This is a genomic window from Klebsiella sp. SWET4 (assembly GCF_024296565.1).
Lineage (GTDB): Bacteria > Pseudomonadota > Gammaproteobacteria > Enterobacterales > Enterobacteriaceae > Klebsiella > Klebsiella variicola.
In genome coordinates, this window is record NZ_JANCOB010000002.1 from 410,787 (window position 1) to 430,645 (window position 19,859).

Genomic DNA, 19,859 nt, shown 5'->3' on the forward strand with positions numbered 1-19,859 from the left:
CGAAAAGGGACATATCGACGGGGCGGGGCGGAAAAACCATCGCGATCACGCTTTTGGCAGGAACTGACGAGCCGGCATAGTCTGGTATGCCAATGTCGATTCTATCGGATATTTGGGATACCACAGTGCGCGTTGCGAGCGCTGTCACAGAACTATTTTTGCCTGGAGACTATGTTTTGGTATGCCAAAAGTCTCTGGCTGTTCACCTGGCCGCAATAAGCCCTTTACTCTGAGGTACTCTTTTATGGCATTACAGGACAAACTGATCGACGCGCTGGGGCGTTTCGCGACGACATTCAACAGCTATCGCTACATTATGGCGATCAAATCGGCGTTTATTACTCTGATGCCGGTGATCATCGTCGGGGCCTTTTCGGTACTGATCTCCAATATGGTGCTGGATCCGAAGAATGGGCTCGCCAGCTTTTCCTCGCTCTCCTTTCTTGCGGCGCTGAAGCCGATCACCAGCGCGCTTAACTACGCCACGCTCAACTTCCTCAATATCGGCGCCGTGTTTCTGATCGGTATTGAGCTGGGGCGGATCAACGGCATCAAAAGCCTGTTTCCCGGCCTGCTGGCGGTGATCTGCTTTATCTGCGTCACGCCGACGACGGTGGAGATGATGGTCGATGGCCAGATGCACGTGGTGAAAGATGTCCTGCTGCGCCAGTTCTCCGATACCCGCAGCCTGTTCCTCGGGATGTTCATCGCCATTCTGTCAGTGGAGATTTACTGCTGGCTGGAGGGGCGCAAGGGACTGAAAATTAAAATGCCGGATACCGTGCCGCCGAACGTTTCCGCCTCTTTTTCGGCGCTGATCCCGGCGATCATCACCACCACCGCGATCGCCACCCTGGGTTTTCTCTTTCACCAACTGACGGGAATGTATCTGTACGATGCGGTCTACCAGGTGGTGCAGCAGCCGCTGGAGCGGGTGGTGCAGAGCCTGCCGGGGATCCTGCTGCTGATGTTCGTCGCCCAGCTGTTCTGGGTGATCGGCATTCACGGCAACCAGATGATCAAGCCGATCCGCGAGCCGCTGCTTCTGGGGGCGATCACCGTCAATATGAGCGCTTTTGAGCAGGGAAAAGAGGTACCGAACATTATCACGATGCCCTTCTGGGACGTCTACATGAGCATCGGCGGCTCCGGGCTGACCATCGGCCTGCTGATTGCGGTGATGATCGCCACGAAGCGTAAAGAGATGAAAGAGATCGCCAAGCTGTCGATAGGCCCGGGGCTGTTCAATATTAACGAGCCGGTGATCTTCGGGATGCCGATCATGCTCAACCCGATCCTCGCTATCCCGTTTATCATCACCCCGCTGGTGACCGGCAGCATCGGCTATTTCGCCACCCTGACTGGCTTCGCCGGCAAGGCGGTGGTGATGGTGCCCTGGACCACGCCGCCGCTGATCAACGCCTGGCTCTCCACCGCCGGCTCGATGGGGGCGGTGGTGACCCAGCTTATCTGCATCGTGACCGCGGTGCTTATCTATCTGCCTTTCGTCAAAATCGCCTCCCGCCGTGCCGATGCCGTACAGCGTCAGGCCGACAATCAACAGACCGCCAACCCTGTCTGAGGAGCCTATGACTACCGTACGGATGACCATTCCCGATGATTTTATCCTTGGCGCGGCGGCTTCCGCCTGGCAGACCGAGGGCTGGAGCGGGAAAAAACCGGGGCAGGACTCCTGGCCCGATCTCTGGTACAAAAACGACCGTTACGTCTGGCATAACGGCTATGGCCCGGCGGTGGCCACCGATTTTATCAACCGCTTTCAGGAAGATGTGCAGTTGATGAAGCTGGCCGGGCTGACCCACTACCGCACCTCAATCAACTGGTCGCGCTTTCTGACCGACTATGAAAACGTCACGGTGGATGAGGAGTATGCGGCCTATTACGACCAGCTGTTCGATGCGCTGCTGGCCAACGGCATCACGCCGATGATCTGCCTTGAGCATTATGAATTGCCCGGCTATCTGCTGGAAAAGTATGGCGGCTGGGGGGCGAAAACGGTGGTCGAGCTGTTTGTGCGCTACGCGGAGCAGGTCTTTGCCCGCTACCACCCGAAGGTGACCCGCTGGTTTACCTTTAATGAGCCAATTGTGGTACAGACCCGGGTCTATCTGGATGCCCTGCGCTGGCCCTATGAGCAGAACACCAGCACCTGGATGCAGTGGAACTATCATAAGGTGCTGGCGACCGCCAGCGTCGTGAAGCGGTTTCGCGAGCTCGGCTATCCCGGGACCGTCGGCTGCATCCTCAATCCGGAGGTGACCTACCCACGCTCACGCGCCCCCCATGACCTGCGCGCGGCGGAGATCTACGATCTGTTCTACAACCGCATGTTCCTCGACCCGCTGGTGCACGGGGTCTGGCCGCCGGAGCTTCTTGCACTGCTCGAACGGCATCAGGTGACGTGGGACGCCAGCGAGGAGGATCTGGCGATTATTCGCGAGCACACCGTCGATGAGCTGGGGATTAATCTTTACTACCCGCACCGGGTCAAAGCCCCGTCGCGGGCCTGGCATCCGCATACCCCGTTTCATCCGGCCTGGTATTATGAGCCGTTTGAGCTGCCCGGCCGGCGAATGAACGCCTCCCGCGGCTGGGAAATCTACCCGCAAATCATCTTTGATATGGCGATGCGGATAAAAAATGACTATCGCAACATCCCCTGGTTCGTGGCGGAGAGCGGGATGGGGGTGGAAAACGAAGACCAGTTCCGTAACCGCGAAGGCACCATCGATGACAGTTACCGCATCCGTTTTATCAGCGAACATCTGTGGCACACCCTGCGCGCCCGCGAGGCAGGGGCCAACTGCCAGGGCTATATGCTGTGGGCGTTTACCGACAACGTATCGCCGATGAATGCTTTTAAAAACCGCTACGGGCTTATCGAAATCGACCTGCAAAACCATCGCGCCCGGCGACCCAAAGCCTCGGCGCACTGGTTTCGTCAGCTGGGCGAACGGCGTGAACTGGTGCTGGATATCGATGATGAATACCGCTAGCCGGGGGCAATATTTGCTAAGATAGCGGCGTATTTGACTCGCAGGCATGTAACGCACAGGTGATTTTGTGGAAAAAGCGATAATTCCGCCGGAAAAGAAGCCCTATCAGGAGATTGGTGATGACTTACGCGCCCAGATCGCGCATGGGCGCTACCCGGTCGGGTCGCGTTTGCCGCCGGAACGCCATATTGCCGAAACCTACGGCGTCAGCCGGACCATCGTGCGCGAAGCGCTGCTGATGCTGGAGCTGCAGGGGACGGTGGATATTCGTCAGGGATCCGGGGTGTACGTCATGCGTATTCCCCACGAGAACGACAGCGAAGAGGAGCAACTGCTCAGCAGCGACGTCGGTCCGTTTGAAATTCTGCAGGCGCGCCAGCTGCTGGAGAGCAATATCGCCGCCTTTGCCGCGAAAATGGCCACCCGCGCCGATATCGACAATCTGAAGCGGATTATCGAGCAGGAGCAGCGGGCTATCGCCCTCAACGACACCGCGCAGGATAACGCTCGTCTGTTCCATCTGGTGCTGGCCGGGGCGACGCAGAACCAGATGCTGCTGGCGACGGTAGAGCGGATCTGGCTGCAGATGGACAGCAGCCCGCTGTGGCAGCAGTTCAATGTGCATATTGCCAGCCGCGCCTGGCGGCTGAAGTGGCTCGGTGACCGACAGACGCTGCTCGCCGCGCTGCGGCGTCGCGATGTGATGGGCGCCTGGCAGGCGATGTGGCAGCATCTGGAAAACGTCAAAAACAGTCTGCTGGAGCTGTCCGATGAAGACGCCCCCGACTTTGACGGCTATCTGTTCGACTCGGTGCCGATTTTTCAGGGGAAGCTGGTATGACGATCCTGCCGCTGTACGCTGCGCCGCAGTACGCCCCGCAGGTAACCGACTGGCTGTGGCACGCCTTTGGCGGCGAGACGCTGCCGCGGGAGTTTTTCGCCAGCATTGTGCAGCATAGCCAGACGGCGGAGGCGCTGCCATTGACCTTTATTGCCGTGGAAGGCGAGCAGTTGCTCGGCACGATTGGCCTCTGGCGCTGCGACTTGATCAGCCGCCAGGATCTGTTTCCCTGGCTGGCGGCGCTGTACGTCGCGCCCGCCGCCCGCGGTCAGGGGCTGGCCGGAAAACTGCAGCGGCATGTGATCGATTATGCCCGCCGCGCGGGCTTTCGGGAGCTCTATCTCTACTCCGCCTGCCGGGATTTCTATGAACGCTTCGGCTGGCGCTACATCGGCGAGGGGCTGGATTACCCGGCCACCGCCGTGCATCTCTATCGCTACGATTTATCGCCTTCCAGCGGGGCGACCACCGAGTGACGGCGCACCAGCGTCGGGCTGAACAGGTGGGTGATCTCCGGGGCCGGGCGGTACTCCGCCAGGGCTAAGGCCAGCTCGGCCGCCTGGGTCGCCATGGTGACGATCGGGTAGCGGACAGTGGTCAGCCGCGGACGGACATAGCGCGAAATCAGGACATCGTCGAAACCAATCAGCGAAATTTCCCGCGGGACGTCGATGCCGTTGTCGTTGAGTACGCCCATCGCGCCGGCGGCCATCGAGTCGTTATAGCAGGCGACGGCGCTAAAGTGGCGGCCGCGGCCAAGCAGTTCGGTCATTGCCAGTTCGCCGCCGCTTTCATCCGGTTCAGCAAAGGCGACCAGCCGGTCATTGCACGGCAGGCCGCTCTCTTCCAGCGCCGCGTAGTACCCCTGCAGTCGATCTTCCGCATCGGAGATATGGTGGTTTGAGCACAGATAGCCGATACGCGTGTGCCCCTGCTGGATCAAATGGCGGGTCGCCAGCCAGGCGCCATAGCGGTCGTCCAGCGCCACGCAGCGGGTTTCATACCCGGGCAGGATGCGGTTGATCAGCACCATGCCGGGGATCTGCTTCATTAACCCCGCCAGTTCCTCATCGGGGATCATTTTGGCGTGCACCACCAGCGCCGCGCAGCGGTGGCGGATCAACTGCTCTATCGCCTGGCGTTCCTTCTGCACGTTGTGGTAGCCATTGCCAATCAGCAAAAAGTTGCCGGTGCGGTAAGCCACCTGTTCGACGGCTTTGACCATCGCGCCGAAGAAGGGGTCGGAGACATCACCCACCACCAGGCCGACGGTTTCCGTTGACTGCTGGGCTAGCGCCCGGGCGTTCGCGTTGGGATGATAGTTCAGGGTTTCCATCGCCGCGCCCACGGACTGACGCGAGGCTTCGCTGGCTTTGGGAGAGTTATTGATGACGCGGGAGACGGTAGCGACGGAGACTCCTGCGAGTCGGGCTACATCCTTAATTGTCGCCATACCATGCCTTTTATAGGGTAAGCGTTTACATACTGCTATGTTACGGGAAAGAGCGGCAGATTCAAGGCGCGGCGGCGAAGGAATGGCGCAAATGTGATTCAGACCGGGCTTATGGGTAACCTGTTTACATTGACGTCATCGCTAATTGAAACCGACGCAGGGAAATACAAACCTTTGCTTACACTTTGCGATGCGCTGTTGCGAATGTTCGCTGGTTTGTTCGCGGATCCGGTTGATATTCTGGCTATCCCAGAGGTATTGATAGGTGGAGTCAACGTCACGTTGACCACTTTACTTACACCAGCCTGCGCAGATGCGCAGGTTTTTTTTTGCCCGCCATCGGCGTTGTTACAGATAGCGAAAATCGTAATACCTGGTTGCACTTAGGCTCACTCCCTTGCGTTTTCCCGCTGGCCCGTTACGGTCGAAAAACGCGACAATCGAGATCCCAGAGGTATTGATAGGTGAGTTTCTTAGGTACGCTCTTCGTACTGAACGTCTTACACCGACCTGCGCGGATGCGCAGGTTTTTTTTATTCCGAAAATCTCCCCGCTGCACTGCTTTCCCATGCCTTCTCGTGTAACCTGCTTTGACTCATCACCGGTCACATGGAGTTGTTATGCTTTTGGGATTTTTCAGACTGCTGTTCAAGGGGTTATACCGGGTCAGACTGACCGGCGACACGCAGGCTTTATACCAGCAAAAGGTCTTAATTACCCCGAACCACGTCTCTTTCCTCGACGGCATTCTGCTGGCGCTGTTTTTGCCGGTCCGACCGGTTTTTGCGGTCTATACCTCAATCAGCCAGCGCTGGTTTATGCGCGCGCTGACGCCGATTATCGATTTTGTACCGCTGGACCCGACTAAACCGATGTCGATCAAACATCTGGTGCGGCTGATTGAACAGGGGCGACCGGTGGTTATCTTCCCGGAAGGGCGAATTTCGGTTAGCGGCTCGCTGATGAAAATTTATGACGGCGCCGCCTTTGTCGCCGCCAAATCGCAGGCGACCATCGTGCCGCTACGCATTGACGGCGCCGAACTGACGCCCTTCAGCCGGCTGAAGGGGCTGGTGAAGCGTCGCCTGTTCCCGCGTATTCAGCTGCATCTGCTGCCGCCCACCCATCTGCCGATGCCCGAGGCGCCGCGCGCCCGCGACCGGCGGAAAATCGCCGGGGAAATGCTGCATCAAATCATGATGGAAGCCCGGATGGCAGTGCGTCCGCGGGAAACCCTGTATGAGTCGCTGCTGGCGGCGCAGGACCGCTTCGGCGCGCGCAAACCCTGCGTGGAGGATATCAACTTCCAGCCGGATACCTATCGCAAGCTGCTGACCAAAACCCTGTTTGTCGCCCGTATTCTGGAAAAATACAGCCAGCGGGGCGAAAAGATTGGCCTGATGCTGCCTAACGCCGGCATCAGCGCGGCGGTGATTTTCGGCGCTATCGCCCGCGGGCGTATTCCGGCGATGATGAACTATACCGCCGGGGTGAAAGGGCTCAGCAGCGCGATAGCCGCCGCGGAAATCAACACTATTTTTACCTCACGTACCTTCCTCGATAAAGGCAAACTCTGGCATCTGCCGGAGCAACTGACCCAGGTGCGCTGGGTATTCCTCGAAGATCTTAAAGGTGATATCACCCTCGCTGACAAACTATGGATTTTCGGACATCTGCTGGCGCCGCGTCTGGCGCAGGTTAAACAGCAGCCGGAAGACGCGGCGATGATCCTCTTCACCTCCGGCTCGGAGGGCAATCCGAAAGGGGTGGTGCACAGCCATAAGAGCCTGCTGGCCAACGTTGAGCAGATCAAAACTATCGCCGACTTTACCGCCAACGACCGCTTTATGTCGGCGCTGCCGCTGTTCCACTCCTTTGGCCTCACCGTCGGCCTGTTGACGCCGCTGTTTACCGGGGCAGAAGTGTTTCTCTATCCCAGCCCGCTGCACTATCGTGTGGTGCCGGAGCTGGTCTACGATCGCAACTGCACGGTGCTGTTCGGTACCTCGACCTTCCTCGCCAACTATGCCCGCTTCGCTAATCCGTATGATTTCTACCGCCTGCGCTATGTGGTCGCCGGGGCGGAGAAGCTGCAGGAGAGCACCAAACAGCTGTGGCAGGATAAATTCGGCCTGCGCATTCTCGAAGGCTATGGCGTGACCGAGTGCGCGCCGGTGGTATCGATTAACGTACCGATGGCGGCGAAGGTCGGCACCGTGGGCCGTATCCTGCCGGGGATGGACGCCCGCCTGCTGGCGATGCCAGGCATTGAGCAAGGGGGGCGGCTGCAGCTAAAAGGGCCGAACATCATGAAAGGCTACCTGCGGGTGGAAAACCCCGGGGTACTGGAAACGCCGGCGGCGGAAAACCAGCACGGTGAGAAGGAAGCGGGCTGGTATGACACCGGCGATATCGTCACCTTCGACGAGCAGGGCTATGTTCGCATCCAGGGACGCGCTAAGCGCTTTGCCAAAATCGCCGGCGAGATGATCTCCCTCGAGATGGTGGAGCAGGTGGCCCTCGGCGCGTCGCCGGACAAAATGCACGCCACGGCGATTAAGCAGGACGCCAGCAAAGGTGAGGCGCTGGTGCTGTTTACCACCGATAATGAACTGACTCGCGAAGCCCTGCTGCGCTACGCTCGCCAGCACGGAGTACCGGAGCTGGCGGTACCGCGAGATATACGCTGGCTGAAGCAACTGCCGGTGCTGGGCAGCGGCAAGCCAGACTATGTCACCCTGAAAAACATGGTCGACGAGGCGGAAACAACCCATGAGTGAGTCAGTACATACTAACCCTTCGCTGTACTCGAAAGGGATGCTGGCGGTGATCTGCGCCCAGTTCCTGTCGGCCTTCGGCGACAATGCGCTTCTCTTCGCCACCCTGGCGCTGATGAAGCAGCTCTATTATCCGGAGTGGAGCCAGCCGGTCCTGCAGATGTTGTTTGTGGGCGCTTACATTCTTTTTGCTCCTTTTGTCGGCCAGTTTGCTGATAGCTTTGCCAAAGGCCGGGTGATGATGGTGGCTAACGGTCTGAAGCTGCTCGGCGCCGGCTGCATCTGCTTCGGTGTCAATCCGTTTATCGGCTATACGCTGGTGGGGATTGGCGCCGCCGCCTATTCGCCGGCCAAGTACGGCATTCTCGGTGAACTGACTACCGGCGATAAGTTGGTGAAGGCTAACGGACTGATGGAGTCCTCGACCATCGCGGCGATCCTGCTGGGCTCCATGGCCGGCGGGATCCTCGCCGACTGGCACGTGCTGGCGGCGCTGATCGTCTGCGCGCTGGTCTACGGCGGGGCGGTAGTGGCTAACCTGTGGATACCCAGGCTGCCGGCGGCGCGCCCGGGGCAGTCGTGGCGTTTTAAGCCAATGACGCACAGCTTCTTCAGCGCCTGCTGCACGCTGTGGCGCAACGGCGAAACCCGCTTTTCGCTGATGGGGACCAGCCTGTTCTGGGGCGCTGGCGTGACCCTGCGCTTCCTGCTGGTGATCTGGGTGCCGGTGGCGCTGGGCATTACCAGCAACGCCATGCCTACCTATCTTAATGCGATGGTGGCGGTGGGGATTGTGCTGGGTGCCGGGGCGGCGGCGAAGCTGGTGACCCTGGAGACGGTGTCGCGCTGTATGCCGGCCGGGATTTTGATCGGTATCGCGGTGATAGCCTTTGCGGTGCAGCAGTCGCTGCTGCCGGCGTTCGGTCTGCTGTTACTGCTCGGGGTGTTCGGCGGGTTCTTTATCGTACCGCTGAATGCGCTGCTGCAGGAGCGTGGGAAACATTCGGTCGGGGCAGGTAACGCTATTGCGGTACAGAACCTCGGTGAGAACGTGGCGATGCTGCTGATGCTGGGGCTCTATTCCCTGGCGGTGAGCGTTGGCGTTCCGGCGGTCGCCGTGGGGATAGGCTTTGGCGCGGTATTCGCCGTGGCCATTGCCGCGCTGTGGGTCTGGGGGCGGCGTAAATAACCTCCCGGCTTGCGCTGCGCTTAACCGGGAGACGGGTTCACCAATATCTGCTCTTCGGTAGCCCGGGTAAGGCGTATACGCCGCTACCCGGGGCTTTGCTTTCTTACGGTGCCGGGTAGGTATAAACCTGATGCACCGCCTCAATCTCCGCTAATACCTCTTCGCTCAGCTCAAGCTGCAAACTTTCCACGTTGGCCTGCAGCTGCGTCATGGTCGTCGCCCCCAGCAGGGTGCTGGCGACAAACGGCTGCCGACGCACAAAGGCCAGCGCCATTTGCGCCGGATCGAGGCCGTGGCGTTTGGCGATATCCACATAGGCCGCTACCGCTTTCTGCGACTGCTCGCTGCTGTAGCGCGTAAAGCGGCTGAACAGCGTATTGCGCGCCCCCGCCGGCTTCGCGCCGTTGAGATACTTCCCGGTCAGTGTGCCGAAAGCCAGGCAGGAGTAGGCCAGCAGCTCCACGCCTTCGAACTGACTCACTTCCGCGAGGCCGACTTCAAAGCTGCGGTTCAGCAGGCTGTAAGGATTCTGAATGGTCACGATCCGCGGCAGGTCGTGCTTATCCGCCAGGTGCAGATAACGCATCACGCCGAAGGCGGTTTCGTTCGACACGCCGATGTAGCGGATCTTCCCGGCGCGCTGGAACTCGGTCAGCGCTTCGAGGGTATCCAGCAGGGTCACGGCGGGCGCGGCATCAGCCCAGGTATAGCCCAGCTTGCCAAAGCAGTTTGTTGGGCGCTGCGGCCAGTGTACCTGGTACAGGTCGAGGTAATCGGTCTGCAGCCGCTTCAGGCTGGCGTGCAGCGCCTCGCGGATATTTTTGCGGTCCAGGACGTGATTGGGCCGAATGCTGCTGTCGTTATTGCGCGCGGGCCCGCTAACTTTGGAGGCCAGCACCAGCTTTTCGCGATTGCCGCGTTTCGCCAGCCAGTTGCCGACGTAGGTTTCAGTCAGCCCCTGAGTTTCCGGGCGCGGCGGGACGGGGTACATTTCGGCGACATCGATCAGATTGATGCCGTTGGCGACCGCGTAATCGAGCTGCTGATGGGCATCAGCTTCGCTGTTCTGCTCGCCAAAGGTCATGGTCCCCAGCCCGAGGGTGCTGATTTCAAGTGAACTGTGTGGGATACGGTGATACTGCATAGCCAGCTTCCTTTTTATTTATAAGGTCAGGCATTCCCCGACAAAGGAGTATCAACATGGCAGAGGGTGAGAAAAAGAGGAAGTAAAAAATCAAAAAAGCCGGGTGACGAGGAGAGGCGGTGGGTGGAACCCGCGGCGTCCTGGTGTGTCCCGACTCTTCTCAAAAGACTGGTTGTCGGTAAGCGCAGCGTCAACAGAGGCTGGGGCCGACGGGGAAAGATTAACGCTTAATGATTTGCGAAACGTCGTCACGATTGATCTGCATTTTATTACCCTGCTGATCTTCGTAACTGATTAAACCGGTATCGTCATCCACGGTAGGTTTACCGTCGGTCAGGATCATTCGCCCATCTTTGGTCGCCATGACGTAATCGCTGCTGCAACCGGAAACCGAGAACGCCAGTCCTACGGCGGAAATCAATACTGCCCATTTTTTCATCGTCATCACCTCTTGAGTAGCTGCACCCCATACCCGTCTATTAATAGCCTGATTTGTGAGACATAAAAAGCAGTAAAGTCTGAAAAAGGGTTGCAGCCTGTGACCAGGCTGCAATTTTGTGGTTTACAGCGGGTTTTTCTTATTACGCAGCAGGTTAAGGCTCTCCACCGCAATAGAGAAGAACATGGCGAAATAGATGTATCCCTTCGGCACATGAACGTCGAAACTTTCCAGCATCAGGGTAAAGCCGACCAGGATCAGAAACGACAGCGCCAGCATTTTCACCGAAGGATGGCGGTCAACAAAATCGCCGATAGGTCGCGCGGCGAACATCATCACCCCCACCGCAATCACCACCGCCGCCATCATGATGAACAGATGATCCGACAGGCCGACGGCGGTGATCACTGAATCGAGGCTAAAGATGATATCCAGCAGCATGATCTGCACGATAGCGCCGAGAAAGGAGTGGACGTTGGTCTTCAGCCCCTCTTCTTCACCTTCGATAGATTCATGGATCTCTTTACTGGCTTTCCAGATAAGGAATAGCCCACCGAGCAGCAAGATCAGGTCGCGAAACGAAATCTCCTGACCGAGGACGGTGAAGAGCGGGTTGGTCAGTTTCACTACCCAGGCGATAGAGGCCAGCAGCGCCAGGCGCATGACCATCGCGCCCATCAAACCGATCCGTCGCGCGTGGGCGCGCTGGGCGGTGGGGAGCTTGGCCACGACCAGAGAGAGAAAAATAATATTATCGATCCCGAGCACGATCTCCAGCAGCGTCAACGTGCCCAGCGCCAGCCAGGCGTTAGGATCGGTTATCCATGCAAATAACATTGTTCAAAGTCCTGCAAAATAGAAAGCAGCAATTATATGCAAGCCCTAACGCAGAACAAAAAATTAATCGTGTTGTAACAAGAAATGGCGGGCGAGCAGGGCGGCGGTAAAATTCTTTTTCAGGTAAAAGCCGCGCGGCAGCGTCAGGATCGTCTCCCCGTGCGCGCCGATGGCCTCGGTCAGCGCCTTGCTGTTGGCGGCTTTCGGTCTTAACTGCAGCACCTCGCCGTGGCGGGCGGTAATGCGCTCAACTTCGCCCAGAACAATGAGATCCATCAGCTCCTCCCAGTCCATGCGCAGCTGGCGCTCCTCGTCTTCGTCCGGACTCCAGAGCAGTGGTGCGCCGACGCGCCGCGCCGCCAGCGGAATGGTGCGCTCACCCTCCACCGGGATCCACAGGACGCGCTGCAGCTTATGCCGCACATGGCTGCTCTCCCAGGTGACGCCGCTATTGCCGGTTAACGGGGCGACACAGACGAAGGTGGTCTCCAGCGGACGCCCCCGGCTGTCGATGGGGATCGTTTTGAGCTCGACCCCCAGCGCGGCGAAATCCTGCTCGGGTTTACTGCCTGCGCTGGCGCCCAGCCACAGCTCCAGCAGAATGCCCGTCCAGCCTTTATCGCGTTTCAGATCGCGCGGAATGGGGATCCCGGCCAGCGCCGCCAGCTCGCCCAGCGAATAGCCAGCCAGCTGACGGGCCTGGGCCAGCAACTGTTCCTGACTTTGCGGCGGCGAGGAGAGAGGGGCGATAGTGGGCATAGGGCGCTACCTTTGGCTAAAAAATGAGCGCTATTTTTGCGCGTTGTGGATAGAGTTTACCGTTTTCTGAGTAACTATACCAATGTCATGATTTATATGAGTTTTTAAACTTATTGCGCCGCGGGTGAAAACCGTGAAAACAGGTTTTCCAGAACTGGTCACTGACAATAAACAGGATCTTACACCATGTTATCCACAGAAAATTGGGATAACTGGGGAAAAGCCTCACTACTGGTTCGATTTACAGCCTTGACGTGCGACGAAAATCGAAATTTTAGAGAAAACCTGCCCGCGGTCTGCGCGTAATCTGTGGATAAAATCGACATTGCTCGATCTTTCATCAGTCAGCGGATCGCATATGTGATGATCGTCACGTTACGTTGTAATAAATGAAAGGAATATATTCTAACTTGATGAATATGCTATCATTATTTTAAGGTGTTAGCGGTGCGATGTTCAGATTACTCCGGGTTTTCCCGGGGTAATTCCGTACTTCTTCACAACTCTATCCACAGAAAAAGTGAATAAAATAGGGCCTAAGCCGCATTCGTTGTTTATAACTCTGGCCATTACTGTGAGTTATTCAAATGTTATCCGTTCTCAGTGTGCGAACAGAGTGGTTTACCGTTTCCGGCGAGTGTGAAACAATCATTCACATTGAAGCTTATCTTGAGGTAGTCCGGTGATTGATGACGATGGCTACCGCCCAAATGTCGGTATTGTAATCTGTAATCGTCAGGGCCAGGTCATGTGGGCCCGGCGCTATGGTCAGCACTCGTGGCAGTTCCCGCAAGGGGGCATAAATCCAGGAGAATCCGCAGAGCAGGCGATGTATCGGGAATTGTTTGAAGAGGTCGGGTTAAGCCGTAAAGATGTGCGGATCCTTGCCTCAACCCGTAACTGGCTGCGTTACAAGTTGCCTAAACGTTTGGTGCGTTGGGACACAAAGCCGGTTTGTATCGGCCAGAAACAAAAGTGGTTTCTTTTGCAGTTGATCGGCAACGATGCGGACATCAATATGCAAACCAGCAGTACACCAGAATTTGATGGTTGGCGCTGGGTGAGTTACTGGTACCCGGTCCGCCAGGTGGTGTCGTTCAAGCGCGACGTCTACCGCCGGGTGATGAAAGAGTTCGCCAGCGTGACCATGTCGCTGGCGGAGAGTGCACCTAAGCCGCAAAGCGCGCCTGCTTATCGACGTAAAAGAGGTTAAGCCACGCACATTATGCTCACTCGGTTGCGAGAAATAGTCGAGAAGGTCGCGAGTGCGCCGCGTTTAAACGAGGCGCTGGATATTCTGGTGACGGATGTCTGCCAGGCGATGGAGACGGAAGTCTGCTCGGTTTACCTGGCTGACAATGACCGACGCTGCTATTACCTGATGGCCACCCGCGGGTTAAAAAAACCTCGCGGGCGCACCGTTGCGCTGGCGTTCGATGAAGGCCTGGTGGGTCTGGTTGGCCGCCTGGCGGAGCCCATCAACCTCGCCGATGCGCAAAAACACCCCAGCTTCAAATATATCCCTGCCGTCAAAGAGGACCGCTTCCGCGCCTTCCTTGGCGTGCCGATCATTCAGCGCCGCCAGCTGTTGGGCGTGCTGGTGGTCCAGCAGCGCGAGCTGCGTCAGTTTGATGAAAGCGAAGAGTCTTTCCTCGTCACCCTCGCCACCCAGATGGCGGCGATCCTCTCCCAGTCCCAGCTGAACGCCCTGTTCGGCCAGTATCGTCAGACGCGCATTCGCGCCCTCCCGGCCTCTTCCGGGGTGGCGATCGCCGAGGGCTGGATGGACGTCAGCCTGCCGCTGATGGAGCAGGTGTATGAAGCCTCGACGCTGGACACCGCCTCGGAACGCGAACGCCTGACCGGCGCGCTGGAAGAGGCGGCTAACGAATTTCGTCGCTACAGCAAACGCTATGCTGCCGGCGCGCAAAAAGAGACGGCGGCAATCTTCGATCTCTACTCGCACCTCCTCTCCGACGCCCGCCTGCGTCGCGAGCTGTTTGCCGAAGTCGACAAAGGCGCGGTGGCCGAGTGGGCGGTCAAAAAGATCATTGAGAAGTTCGCCGAACAGTTTGCCGCGCTCAGCGACGGTTATCTGAAAGAGCGGGCCGGCGATCTGCGTACCCTGGGTCAGCGTCTGCTGTTCCATCTCGACGACAGCATTCAGGGGCCCAACACCTGGCCGGCGCGCATTATCCTCGTGGCAGACGAGCTGTCGGCCACCACCCTCGCCGAAGTGCCGCAGGATCGTCTGGTCGGTGTGGTGGTGCGCGATGGCGCCGCCAACTCCCATGCCGCCATTATGGTACGCGCCCTCGGGATCCCGACGGTGATGGGCGCCGATATCCAGCCCTCTCTGCTGCATGGCCATACGCTGATTGTCGATGGCTATCGCGGTGAGCTGCTGGTGGATCCCGAACCTGTCCTGTTGCAGGAATATCAGCGCCTTATTAGCGAAGAGAACGAGCTCAGCCGCCTGGCGGAGGACGATCTCCAGCGCGCGTCGGAGCTGAAAAGCGGCGAGCGGGTGAAAGTCATGCTCAACGCCGGCTTAAGCCCGGAGCACGAAGAGAAGCTCGGCAGCTTTGTTGACGGCATTGGCCTCTACCGTACCGAAATTCCCTTTATGCTGCAGAGCGGCTTCCCCTCTGAAGAGGAGCAGGTCGCCCAGTATCAGGGCATGCTGCAGATGTTTAACAGCAAACCGGTGACCCTGCGTACCCTGGACATCGGCGCGGATAAACAGCTGCCGTATATGCCGATCAGCGAAGAGAACCCGTGCCTCGGCTGGCGCGGGATCCGCATCACCCTCGATCAGCCGGAGATCTTTTTGATCCAAGTGCGGGCGATGCTGCGCGCCAACGCCGCCACCGGCAACCTCAGCATTTTGCTGCCTATGGTGACCAGTCTGGAGGAGGTGGATGAGGCCCGTCGGCTGATCGACCGCGCCAGCCGGGAAGTGGAAGAGATGATCGGCTACGCCATCCCACGTCCGCGCCTGGGGGTGATGCTGGAGGTCCCGTCGATGGTCTTTATGCTGCCGCAGCTGGCCAGTCGGATCGATTTTATCTCGGTAGGGACGAACGACCTGACCCAGTACCTGCTGGCCGTCGACCGTAACAATACCCGGGTCGCCAGCATGTATGACAGCCTGCATCCGGCGGTATTGCGGGCGCTAGCGATGATCGCCCATGACGCGGAGCGCTTTGGCATCGATCTGCGACTGTGCGGCGAGATGGCGGGCGACCCGATGTGCGTGACGATCCTTATCGGCCTCGGTTATCGCCATCTGTCGATGAACGGCCGCTCGGTGGCGAGGGTGAAATATCTGCTGCGCCGCATTGATATCGAAGAGGCGCAGGAGCTGTCGCGTCGCAGCCTTGATGCCCAGATGACCGCTGAGGTGCGCCATCAGGTGGCGGCCTTTATGGAGCGTCGCGGTCTCGGCGGCCTGATCCGCGGCGGGCGGTAGCGGTAGCCCGGGTGAGGCGTAAGCCGTAACCCGGGGATCCTCTGCTCGCACCATCCGGCAAAATAGGGTACCGCCGGGAAAACGGCATTCTGTTAGCATCCGTATACATATCTTTTACACGTTCGGCGCGGATCGCACTCCAGGCTTATGCTATGATTCGCCTCCTTCGGCGTGCCCGTTTTTATCGGGCATAGATCATCACCGCTGTCCACTTTCGGCGGAATAACAAGTCTTTATGGTGACAGATGAATAGTGGCTACCTGCATTTTCCGGAGTTCGATCCGGTCATTTTTTCTCTAGGCCCGGTCTCCCTCCACTGGTACGGTTTGATGTACCTGGTGGGCTTTGTCTTTGCGATGTGGCTGGCCACCCGTCGGGCGAATCGTCCGGGCAGCGGCTGGACGAAAAATGAAGTGGAAAACCTGCTCTACGCGGGCTTCCTCGGCGTCTTCCTGGGCGGCCGTATCGGCTACGTGCTGTTTTACAACCTGCCGGTATTTCTTGCCGATCCGCTGTATCTGTTCCGCGTCTGGGACGGCGGCATGTCGTTCCACGGCGGCCTGATCGGCGTGATCCTGGTGATGATTATCTTCGCCAGACGCACCAAACGCACCTTCTTCCAGGTCTCCGATTTTATCGCGCCGCTGATCCCGTTTGGCCTTGGCGCCGGGCGTCTGGGCAACTTCATCAACGGTGAGCTGTGGGGCCGCGTGGACCCGAGCTTCCACTACACGATGATTTTCCCGGGCTCCCGTGCCGAAGACCTGGCGCTGCTGCCGACGCATCCGGAATGGCAATCGCTGTTCGATACCTACGGCGCGCTGCCGCGTCACGCGTCGCAGCTGTACGAGCTGGCGCTGGAAGGCGTGGTGCTGTTCCTGATCCTGAACCTGTTTATCCGTAAACCGCGCCCGACCGGCTCCGTTTCCGGTCTGTTCCTGATTGGCTACGGCCTGTTCCGCATCATCGTGGAATTCTTCCGCCAGCCCGACGCCCAGTTCACCGGCGGCTGGGTGCAGTACATCAGCATGGGGCAGATTCTTTCGATCCCGATGGTGCTTGCGGGTATCATCATGATGGTTTGGGCTTACCGCCATCGTCCGCAGCAACAGAATTCTTGAGGAACCATGAAACAGTATCTTGATTTGATGCAGAAAGTGCTCACCGAGGGCACGCCAAAAAATGACCGCACCGGCACTGGCACGATCTCTATTTTCGGCCATCAGATGCGTTTTAACCTGCAGGAAGGCTTCCCGCTGGTGACCACCAAGCGCTGTCATTTACGCTCCATCATCCATGAACTGCTGTGGTTCCTGCAGGGCGACACCAACATCGCCTATCTGCACGACAACAACGTCACCATCTGGGACGAGTGGGCAGATGAAAATGGCGACCTGGGGCCGGTCTACGGCAAACAGTGGCGTTCCTGGCCTGCGCCGGACGGTCGTCATATCGACCAGATCACCACGGTGATGAACCAACTGAAAAACGACCCGGACTCCCGCCGGATCATCGTCTCGGCGTGGAACGTCGGCGAGCTGGATAAAATGGCGCTGGCGCCGTGCCACGCCTTCTTCCAGTTCTACGTCGCTGACGGCAAGCTCTCCTGCCAGCTGTATCAGCGCTCCTGCGACGTATTCCTCGGCCTGCCGTTCAATATCGCCAGCTACGCGCTGCTGGTGCATATGGTGGCGCAGCAGTGCGATCTGCAGGTCGGTGATTTCGTCTGGACCGGCGGCGACACCCATCTGTACAGCAACCATCTTGAGCAGACCAACCTGCAGTTGAGCCGCGAACCGCGTCCGCTGCCGAAGCTGGTCATCAAACGCAAACCGGCGTCGATTTTCGACTACCGTTTTGAAGACTTCGAGATTGAAGGTTACGATCCGCACCCGGGCATTAAAGCGCCGGTGGCGATTTAACCCCCCCTGCAGAGATGATCAACCGGCGCCCGATGGCGCCGGTTTTTTTATGCCTTTTGCACCATCAGAATGGAGGCTATCTCCATAGCCACAGGGATAAGGTCGCTTCAGCCTGCCCACTGCCCCCCCGGCGGTTGCGGTGGGCGAAGTTGGGTAGACGCTCGCAAAAAAATGTTCCTCTGTCGAGTATGCAAACCTTTTTTGCGTATCTGGCCGGGAAAGCTATTTTCCGTCGTCGCGCCAGGGTCAACCGCCGCGGCATACTCGACGCCATGAACAGAGAACATGGCTACACCCTGATGGAAACCCTGGTAACGCTGACACTGATGATGATCCTCAGCGTCGGCGGCCTGTACGGCTGGCAGCGCTGGCAGCAGCAGCAACAACTGTGGCAAACCGCCGTCCAGGTGCGGGATTTTCTGCTCTTTCTGCGCGATGACGCCAACGCGTACAACCGGGACCGCGTGCTTCGCGTCGGCCAGGACGAAGTGGGCTGGTGCCTGAGCGCGGAGGGGGAGGGGCCGGAATGCGCCTCGGGGACATCCTTCACGCTGCGCCCGCGCTGGCCGGGGATCACGCTGGCTGGCGTTACGCCTGGTCTGGGGTTTTATGGTCTGCGCAGCACCGCCTGGGCGGGGAATCTGCGGTTGCAGAGCGCGGCCGGCAGCTGGAGCATTGTGATCTCACACTGGGGGCGGATTCGTTTATGCCGCAGCGACAGCGCAGGAGGGTGTCAGTGAACAGTCGAGGATTTTCCCTGGCGGAGGCGCTTATCGCCATGGCCATCGGCTCGCTGCTGCTGATGGGGGCCTGCCGTTTTCTGCCTGCCCTGCAGCGTCATATTCTGCGCCAGGGCGAACAGCTGGCCCTGGAGAACGAGCTGTGGCAGCGCGTGCATGCCGTGGGAAAACATCTCCAGCGCGCCGGGTACTGCCGGGGAGCGTGCGGCGGAGCCGGGCTGGAGCTAGCCGCTGATGGCGAGTGTCTGATTGTGCGCTGGGATGCGAACAGCAACGGGAGATGGGAAACCTCCCCCGCGGCAGCGGCGGAGAGCACCGGCTTTCGCCTGCGCGACGGCGCGCTGGAGACCTTGCGCGGGGCCAGCGACTGCCGCGGGGGCGGATGGGAGAAAATCACCAACCCGGCCGCCATCGTGGTGACGCGCTTCTCGGTACAACGTCAGGTCACCTCGGGCTTCGCGCCGGAGCTGAGCGTGACGCTGGCGGCGCGCTCCGCGCAACAGAGGGGCCTGACGAGCGAGGTGGAGCAGCGGGTGACGGGGTATAACCTGTGATCCGTCAGCGTGGAATGTCGTCGCTGCTGATGGTGCTCCTGTTGCTGACCCTCGGCAGCCTGTTACTCGAGGGGCTTAACCTGCAGCAGCGGGCGCTGCTGGCGCAAACCGCCAGCGAAACGCAGGCGATCCGCGATACGGCGATAGCCCATTCGGCGCTGCAGTGGGGAAAACAACAGGCCTGGTCGGCGCAGCTGCCGCTGGCCTGCCGGGAGCAGACGCCGCAGGGCTGGCGCGCCTGCCTGCGTATCTTCGGCGACGGTTCACTGTTGCTCAGCAGCGCCAGCGGCGAGGTGCAGGTCTGGCAGTCCGGCGAGGTGCGCGGCGGGCAGGTGCGTTTTTCCGCCCACGGCTGGAGCGATTTTTGCCCGCTCAGGGAGGCGAGCTTATGTCAAATGCCCTGAAGCATCAACGGGGGTTTAGCCTGCCGGAGACCGTGCTGGCGATGGCGCTGATGGTGCTGACGGTCACCGCGCTGGGCGGCTATCAGCGCGGAATGGCGCAAGGAATTGTCCAGTTGAACCAGACCCGTCAGCTGTGGCGCGACGCGTGGCGCTATAGCCAGCTCTCCGCGCCGCCCTCGCCGGCACGCGGGCAGGTAAGCCGTATGCAGACATCGACGCAAAGATGTGTCAGCATCACGGTAACGATCAGTATGCCCGTTGCCAAGCGGGTGCAGATGACCCGGCTGCATTGCCCGGTCAGTCAGTAGTCA

The 19,859-nt window shown here is 59.1% G+C and carries 20 protein-coding genes and 1 pseudogene; 15 read left to right on the forward strand and 6 right to left on the reverse strand.

The window, feature by feature from the left end:
* Positions 1-244: 244 nt before the first annotated feature.
* The 4 genes from NKJ21_RS08830 (at position 245) to NKJ21_RS08845 (ending at position 4,334) form a co-directional block, all read left to right on the forward strand.
* Positions 245-1,582 carry a PTS sugar transporter subunit IIC gene (locus NKJ21_RS08830; protein WP_094285025.1) on the forward strand — a complete coding sequence of 446 codons (1,338 nt, stop codon included), beginning with the start codon at positions 245-247 and terminating at the stop codon, positions 1,580-1,582.
* 7 nt (positions 1,583-1,589) lie between these two features.
* Positions 1,590-3,017 carry a glycoside hydrolase family 1 protein gene (locus tag NKJ21_RS08835; RefSeq protein WP_254732850.1) on the forward strand — a complete coding sequence of 476 codons (1,428 nt, stop codon included), beginning with the start codon at positions 1,590-1,592 and terminating at the stop codon, positions 3,015-3,017.
* Positions 3,018-3,084: 67 nt separating this feature from the next.
* Positions 3,085-3,858, forward strand: coding sequence for a GntR family transcriptional regulator (locus NKJ21_RS08840; RefSeq protein ID WP_063266656.1), 774 nt, complete (start codon positions 3,085-3,087; stop codon positions 3,856-3,858).
* Complete coding sequence (locus tag NKJ21_RS08845; RefSeq protein ID WP_012540650.1) at positions 3,855-4,334, forward strand: GNAT family N-acetyltransferase; 480 nt, start codon at positions 3,855-3,857, stop codon at positions 4,332-4,334. The genes NKJ21_RS08840 and NKJ21_RS08845 overlap by 4 nt, the downstream gene beginning before the upstream one ends.
* On the opposite strand, the gene galR is transcribed toward NKJ21_RS08845, so the two are convergent.
* The gene (gene galR / locus NKJ21_RS08850) at positions 4,295-5,311 is read right to left on the reverse strand and encodes an HTH-type transcriptional regulator GalR (RefSeq protein ID WP_008806335.1); all 1,017 of its coding nucleotides are present in this window, start codon (positions 5,309-5,311) and stop codon (positions 4,295-4,297) included. The two genes, NKJ21_RS08845 and galR, sit on opposite strands and share 40 nt — an antisense overlap.
* Before the next feature lie 93 nt (positions 5,312-5,404).
* Between galR and NKJ21_RS08855 the strand changes: the two are divergent.
* The 3 genes and pseudogenes from NKJ21_RS08855 to lplT all read left to right on the forward strand — a co-directional run bounded on the left by NKJ21_RS08855 (position 5,405) and on the right by lplT (position 9,277).
* Positions 5,405-5,669: pseudogene (locus NKJ21_RS08855) on the forward strand (hypothetical protein).
* Positions 5,670-5,931: 262 nt separating this feature from the next.
* Positions 5,932-8,091, forward strand: a complete 2,160-nt coding sequence (aas, locus tag NKJ21_RS08860) for a bifunctional acyl-ACP--phospholipid O-acyltransferase/long-chain-fatty-acid--ACP ligase (protein WP_063105718.1) — start codon at positions 5,932-5,934, stop codon at positions 8,089-8,091.
* The gene (gene lplT / locus NKJ21_RS08865) at positions 8,084-9,277 is read left to right on the forward strand and encodes a lysophospholipid transporter LplT (protein ID WP_039102525.1); all 1,194 of its coding nucleotides are present in this window, start codon (positions 8,084-8,086) and stop codon (positions 9,275-9,277) included. Before aas ends, lplT begins: the two co-directional genes overlap by 8 nt.
* A 103-nt stretch (positions 9,278-9,380) precedes the next feature.
* Here lplT and NKJ21_RS08870 read toward each other — a convergent pair whose 3' ends face one another.
* The 5 genes from NKJ21_RS08870 to NKJ21_RS27775 form a co-directional block, all read right to left on the reverse strand.
* Positions 9,381-10,421 carry an NADP(H)-dependent aldo-keto reductase gene (locus tag NKJ21_RS08870; RefSeq protein ID WP_002915975.1) on the reverse strand — a complete coding sequence of 347 codons (1,041 nt, stop codon included), beginning with the start codon at positions 10,419-10,421 and terminating at the stop codon, positions 9,381-9,383.
* Between the two features lie 220 nt (positions 10,422-10,641).
* Positions 10,642-10,860 carry a YgdI/YgdR family lipoprotein gene (locus tag NKJ21_RS08875; RefSeq protein WP_002915974.1) on the reverse strand — a complete coding sequence of 73 codons (219 nt, stop codon included), beginning with the start codon at positions 10,858-10,860 and terminating at the stop codon, positions 10,642-10,644.
* Between the two features lie 123 nt (positions 10,861-10,983).
* On the reverse strand, positions 10,984-11,697 hold the full coding sequence (locus NKJ21_RS08880) for a TerC family protein (protein ID WP_004205441.1): 714 nt from the start codon (positions 11,695-11,697) through the stop codon (positions 10,984-10,986).
* 63 nt (positions 11,698-11,760) lie between these two features.
* The gene (gene mutH / locus NKJ21_RS08885) at positions 11,761-12,456 is read right to left on the reverse strand and encodes a DNA mismatch repair endonuclease MutH (protein WP_008806331.1); all 696 of its coding nucleotides are present in this window, start codon (positions 12,454-12,456) and stop codon (positions 11,761-11,763) included.
* A gap of 85 nt (positions 12,457-12,541) precedes the next feature.
* Positions 12,542-12,685 carry a hypothetical protein gene (locus NKJ21_RS27775; RefSeq protein WP_012540652.1) on the reverse strand — a complete coding sequence of 48 codons (144 nt, stop codon included), beginning with the start codon at positions 12,683-12,685 and terminating at the stop codon, positions 12,542-12,544.
* 453 nt (positions 12,686-13,138) lie between these two features.
* Between NKJ21_RS27775 and rppH the strand changes: the two genes are divergently transcribed.
* The 8 genes from rppH to NKJ21_RS08925 all read left to right on the forward strand — a co-directional run bounded on the left by rppH (position 13,139) and on the right by NKJ21_RS08925 (position 19,856).
* The gene (gene rppH / locus NKJ21_RS08890) at positions 13,139-13,669 is read left to right on the forward strand and encodes an RNA pyrophosphohydrolase (protein WP_004205443.1); all 531 of its coding nucleotides are present in this window, start codon (positions 13,139-13,141) and stop codon (positions 13,667-13,669) included.
* A gap of 12 nt (positions 13,670-13,681) precedes the next feature.
* Entirely contained in the window at positions 13,682-15,928 is a 2,247-nt protein-coding gene (gene ptsP, locus NKJ21_RS08895; RefSeq protein ID WP_008806330.1) for a phosphoenolpyruvate--protein phosphotransferase, read from the forward strand.
* A gap of 245 nt (positions 15,929-16,173) precedes the next feature.
* On the forward strand, positions 16,174-17,049 hold the full coding sequence (lgt, locus tag NKJ21_RS08900; RefSeq protein WP_002915934.1) for a prolipoprotein diacylglyceryl transferase: 876 nt from the start codon (positions 16,174-16,176) through the stop codon (positions 17,047-17,049).
* Positions 17,050-17,055: 6 nt separating this feature from the next.
* Positions 17,056-17,850 carry a thymidylate synthase gene (gene thyA, locus NKJ21_RS08905; protein WP_008806329.1) on the forward strand — a complete coding sequence of 265 codons (795 nt, stop codon included), beginning with the start codon at positions 17,056-17,058 and terminating at the stop codon, positions 17,848-17,850.
* Positions 17,851-18,038: 188 nt separating this feature from the next.
* Positions 18,039-18,590, forward strand: a complete 552-nt coding sequence (locus tag NKJ21_RS08910) for a prepilin peptidase-dependent protein (RefSeq protein ID WP_016161770.1) — start codon at positions 18,039-18,041, stop codon at positions 18,588-18,590.
* Positions 18,587-19,144, forward strand: a complete 558-nt coding sequence (locus NKJ21_RS08915) for a prepilin peptidase-dependent protein (protein WP_023298179.1) — start codon at positions 18,587-18,589, stop codon at positions 19,142-19,144. The genes NKJ21_RS08910 and NKJ21_RS08915 overlap by 4 nt, the downstream gene beginning before the upstream one ends.
* On the forward strand, positions 19,141-19,548 hold the full coding sequence (locus NKJ21_RS08920; protein WP_012967286.1) for a DUF2509 family protein: 408 nt from the start codon (positions 19,141-19,143) through the stop codon (positions 19,546-19,548). The genes NKJ21_RS08915 and NKJ21_RS08920 overlap by 4 nt, the downstream gene beginning before the upstream one ends.
* On the forward strand, positions 19,533-19,856 hold the full coding sequence (locus NKJ21_RS08925) for a prepilin-type N-terminal cleavage/methylation domain-containing protein (protein WP_008806325.1): 324 nt from the start codon (positions 19,533-19,535) through the stop codon (positions 19,854-19,856). Before NKJ21_RS08920 ends, NKJ21_RS08925 begins: the two co-directional genes overlap by 16 nt.
* Positions 19,857-19,859: the final 3 nt, after the last annotated feature.

What these genes read in the sequence shown, in the direction of transcription:
- NKJ21_RS08830 (WP_094285025.1), top strand. Translation starts at nt 245, where the DNA reads ATGGCATTACAGGACAAACTGATCGACGCGCTGGGGCGTTTCGCGACG.
- NKJ21_RS08835 (WP_254732850.1), top strand. Translation starts at nt 1,590, where the DNA reads ATGACTACCGTACGGATGACCATTCCCGATGATTTTATCCTTGGCGCG.
- NKJ21_RS08845 (WP_012540650.1), top strand. Translation starts at nt 3,855, where the DNA reads ATGACGATCCTGCCGCTGTACGCTGCGCCGCAGTACGCCCCGCAGGTA.
- galR (WP_008806335.1), bottom strand. Translation starts at nt 5,311, where the DNA reads ATGGCGACAATTAAGGATGTAGCCCGACTCGCAGGAGTCTCCGTCGCT.
- aas (WP_063105718.1), top strand. Translation starts at nt 5,932, where the DNA reads ATGCTTTTGGGATTTTTCAGACTGCTGTTCAAGGGGTTATACCGGGTC.
- lplT (WP_039102525.1), top strand. Translation starts at nt 8,084, where the DNA reads ATGAGTGAGTCAGTACATACTAACCCTTCGCTGTACTCGAAAGGGATG.
- NKJ21_RS08870 (WP_002915975.1), bottom strand. Translation starts at nt 10,421, where the DNA reads ATGCAGTATCACCGTATCCCACACAGTTCACTTGAAATCAGCACCCTC.
- NKJ21_RS08875 (WP_002915974.1), bottom strand. Translation starts at nt 10,860, where the DNA reads ATGAAAAAATGGGCAGTATTGATTTCCGCCGTAGGACTGGCGTTCTCG.
- NKJ21_RS08880 (WP_004205441.1), bottom strand. Translation starts at nt 11,697, where the DNA reads ATGTTATTTGCATGGATAACCGATCCTAACGCCTGGCTGGCGCTGGGC.
- mutH (WP_008806331.1), bottom strand. Translation starts at nt 12,456, where the DNA reads ATGCCCACTATCGCCCCTCTCTCCTCGCCGCCGCAAAGTCAGGAACAG.
- ptsP (WP_008806330.1), top strand. Translation starts at nt 13,682, where the DNA reads ATGCTCACTCGGTTGCGAGAAATAGTCGAGAAGGTCGCGAGTGCGCCG.
- lgt (WP_002915934.1), top strand. Translation starts at nt 16,174, where the DNA reads ATGAATAGTGGCTACCTGCATTTTCCGGAGTTCGATCCGGTCATTTTT.
- thyA (WP_008806329.1), top strand. Translation starts at nt 17,056, where the DNA reads ATGAAACAGTATCTTGATTTGATGCAGAAAGTGCTCACCGAGGGCACG.
- NKJ21_RS08910 (WP_016161770.1), top strand. Translation starts at nt 18,039, where the DNA reads ATGCAAACCTTTTTTGCGTATCTGGCCGGGAAAGCTATTTTCCGTCGT.
- NKJ21_RS08925 (WP_008806325.1), top strand. Translation starts at nt 19,533, where the DNA reads ATGTCAAATGCCCTGAAGCATCAACGGGGGTTTAGCCTGCCGGAGACC.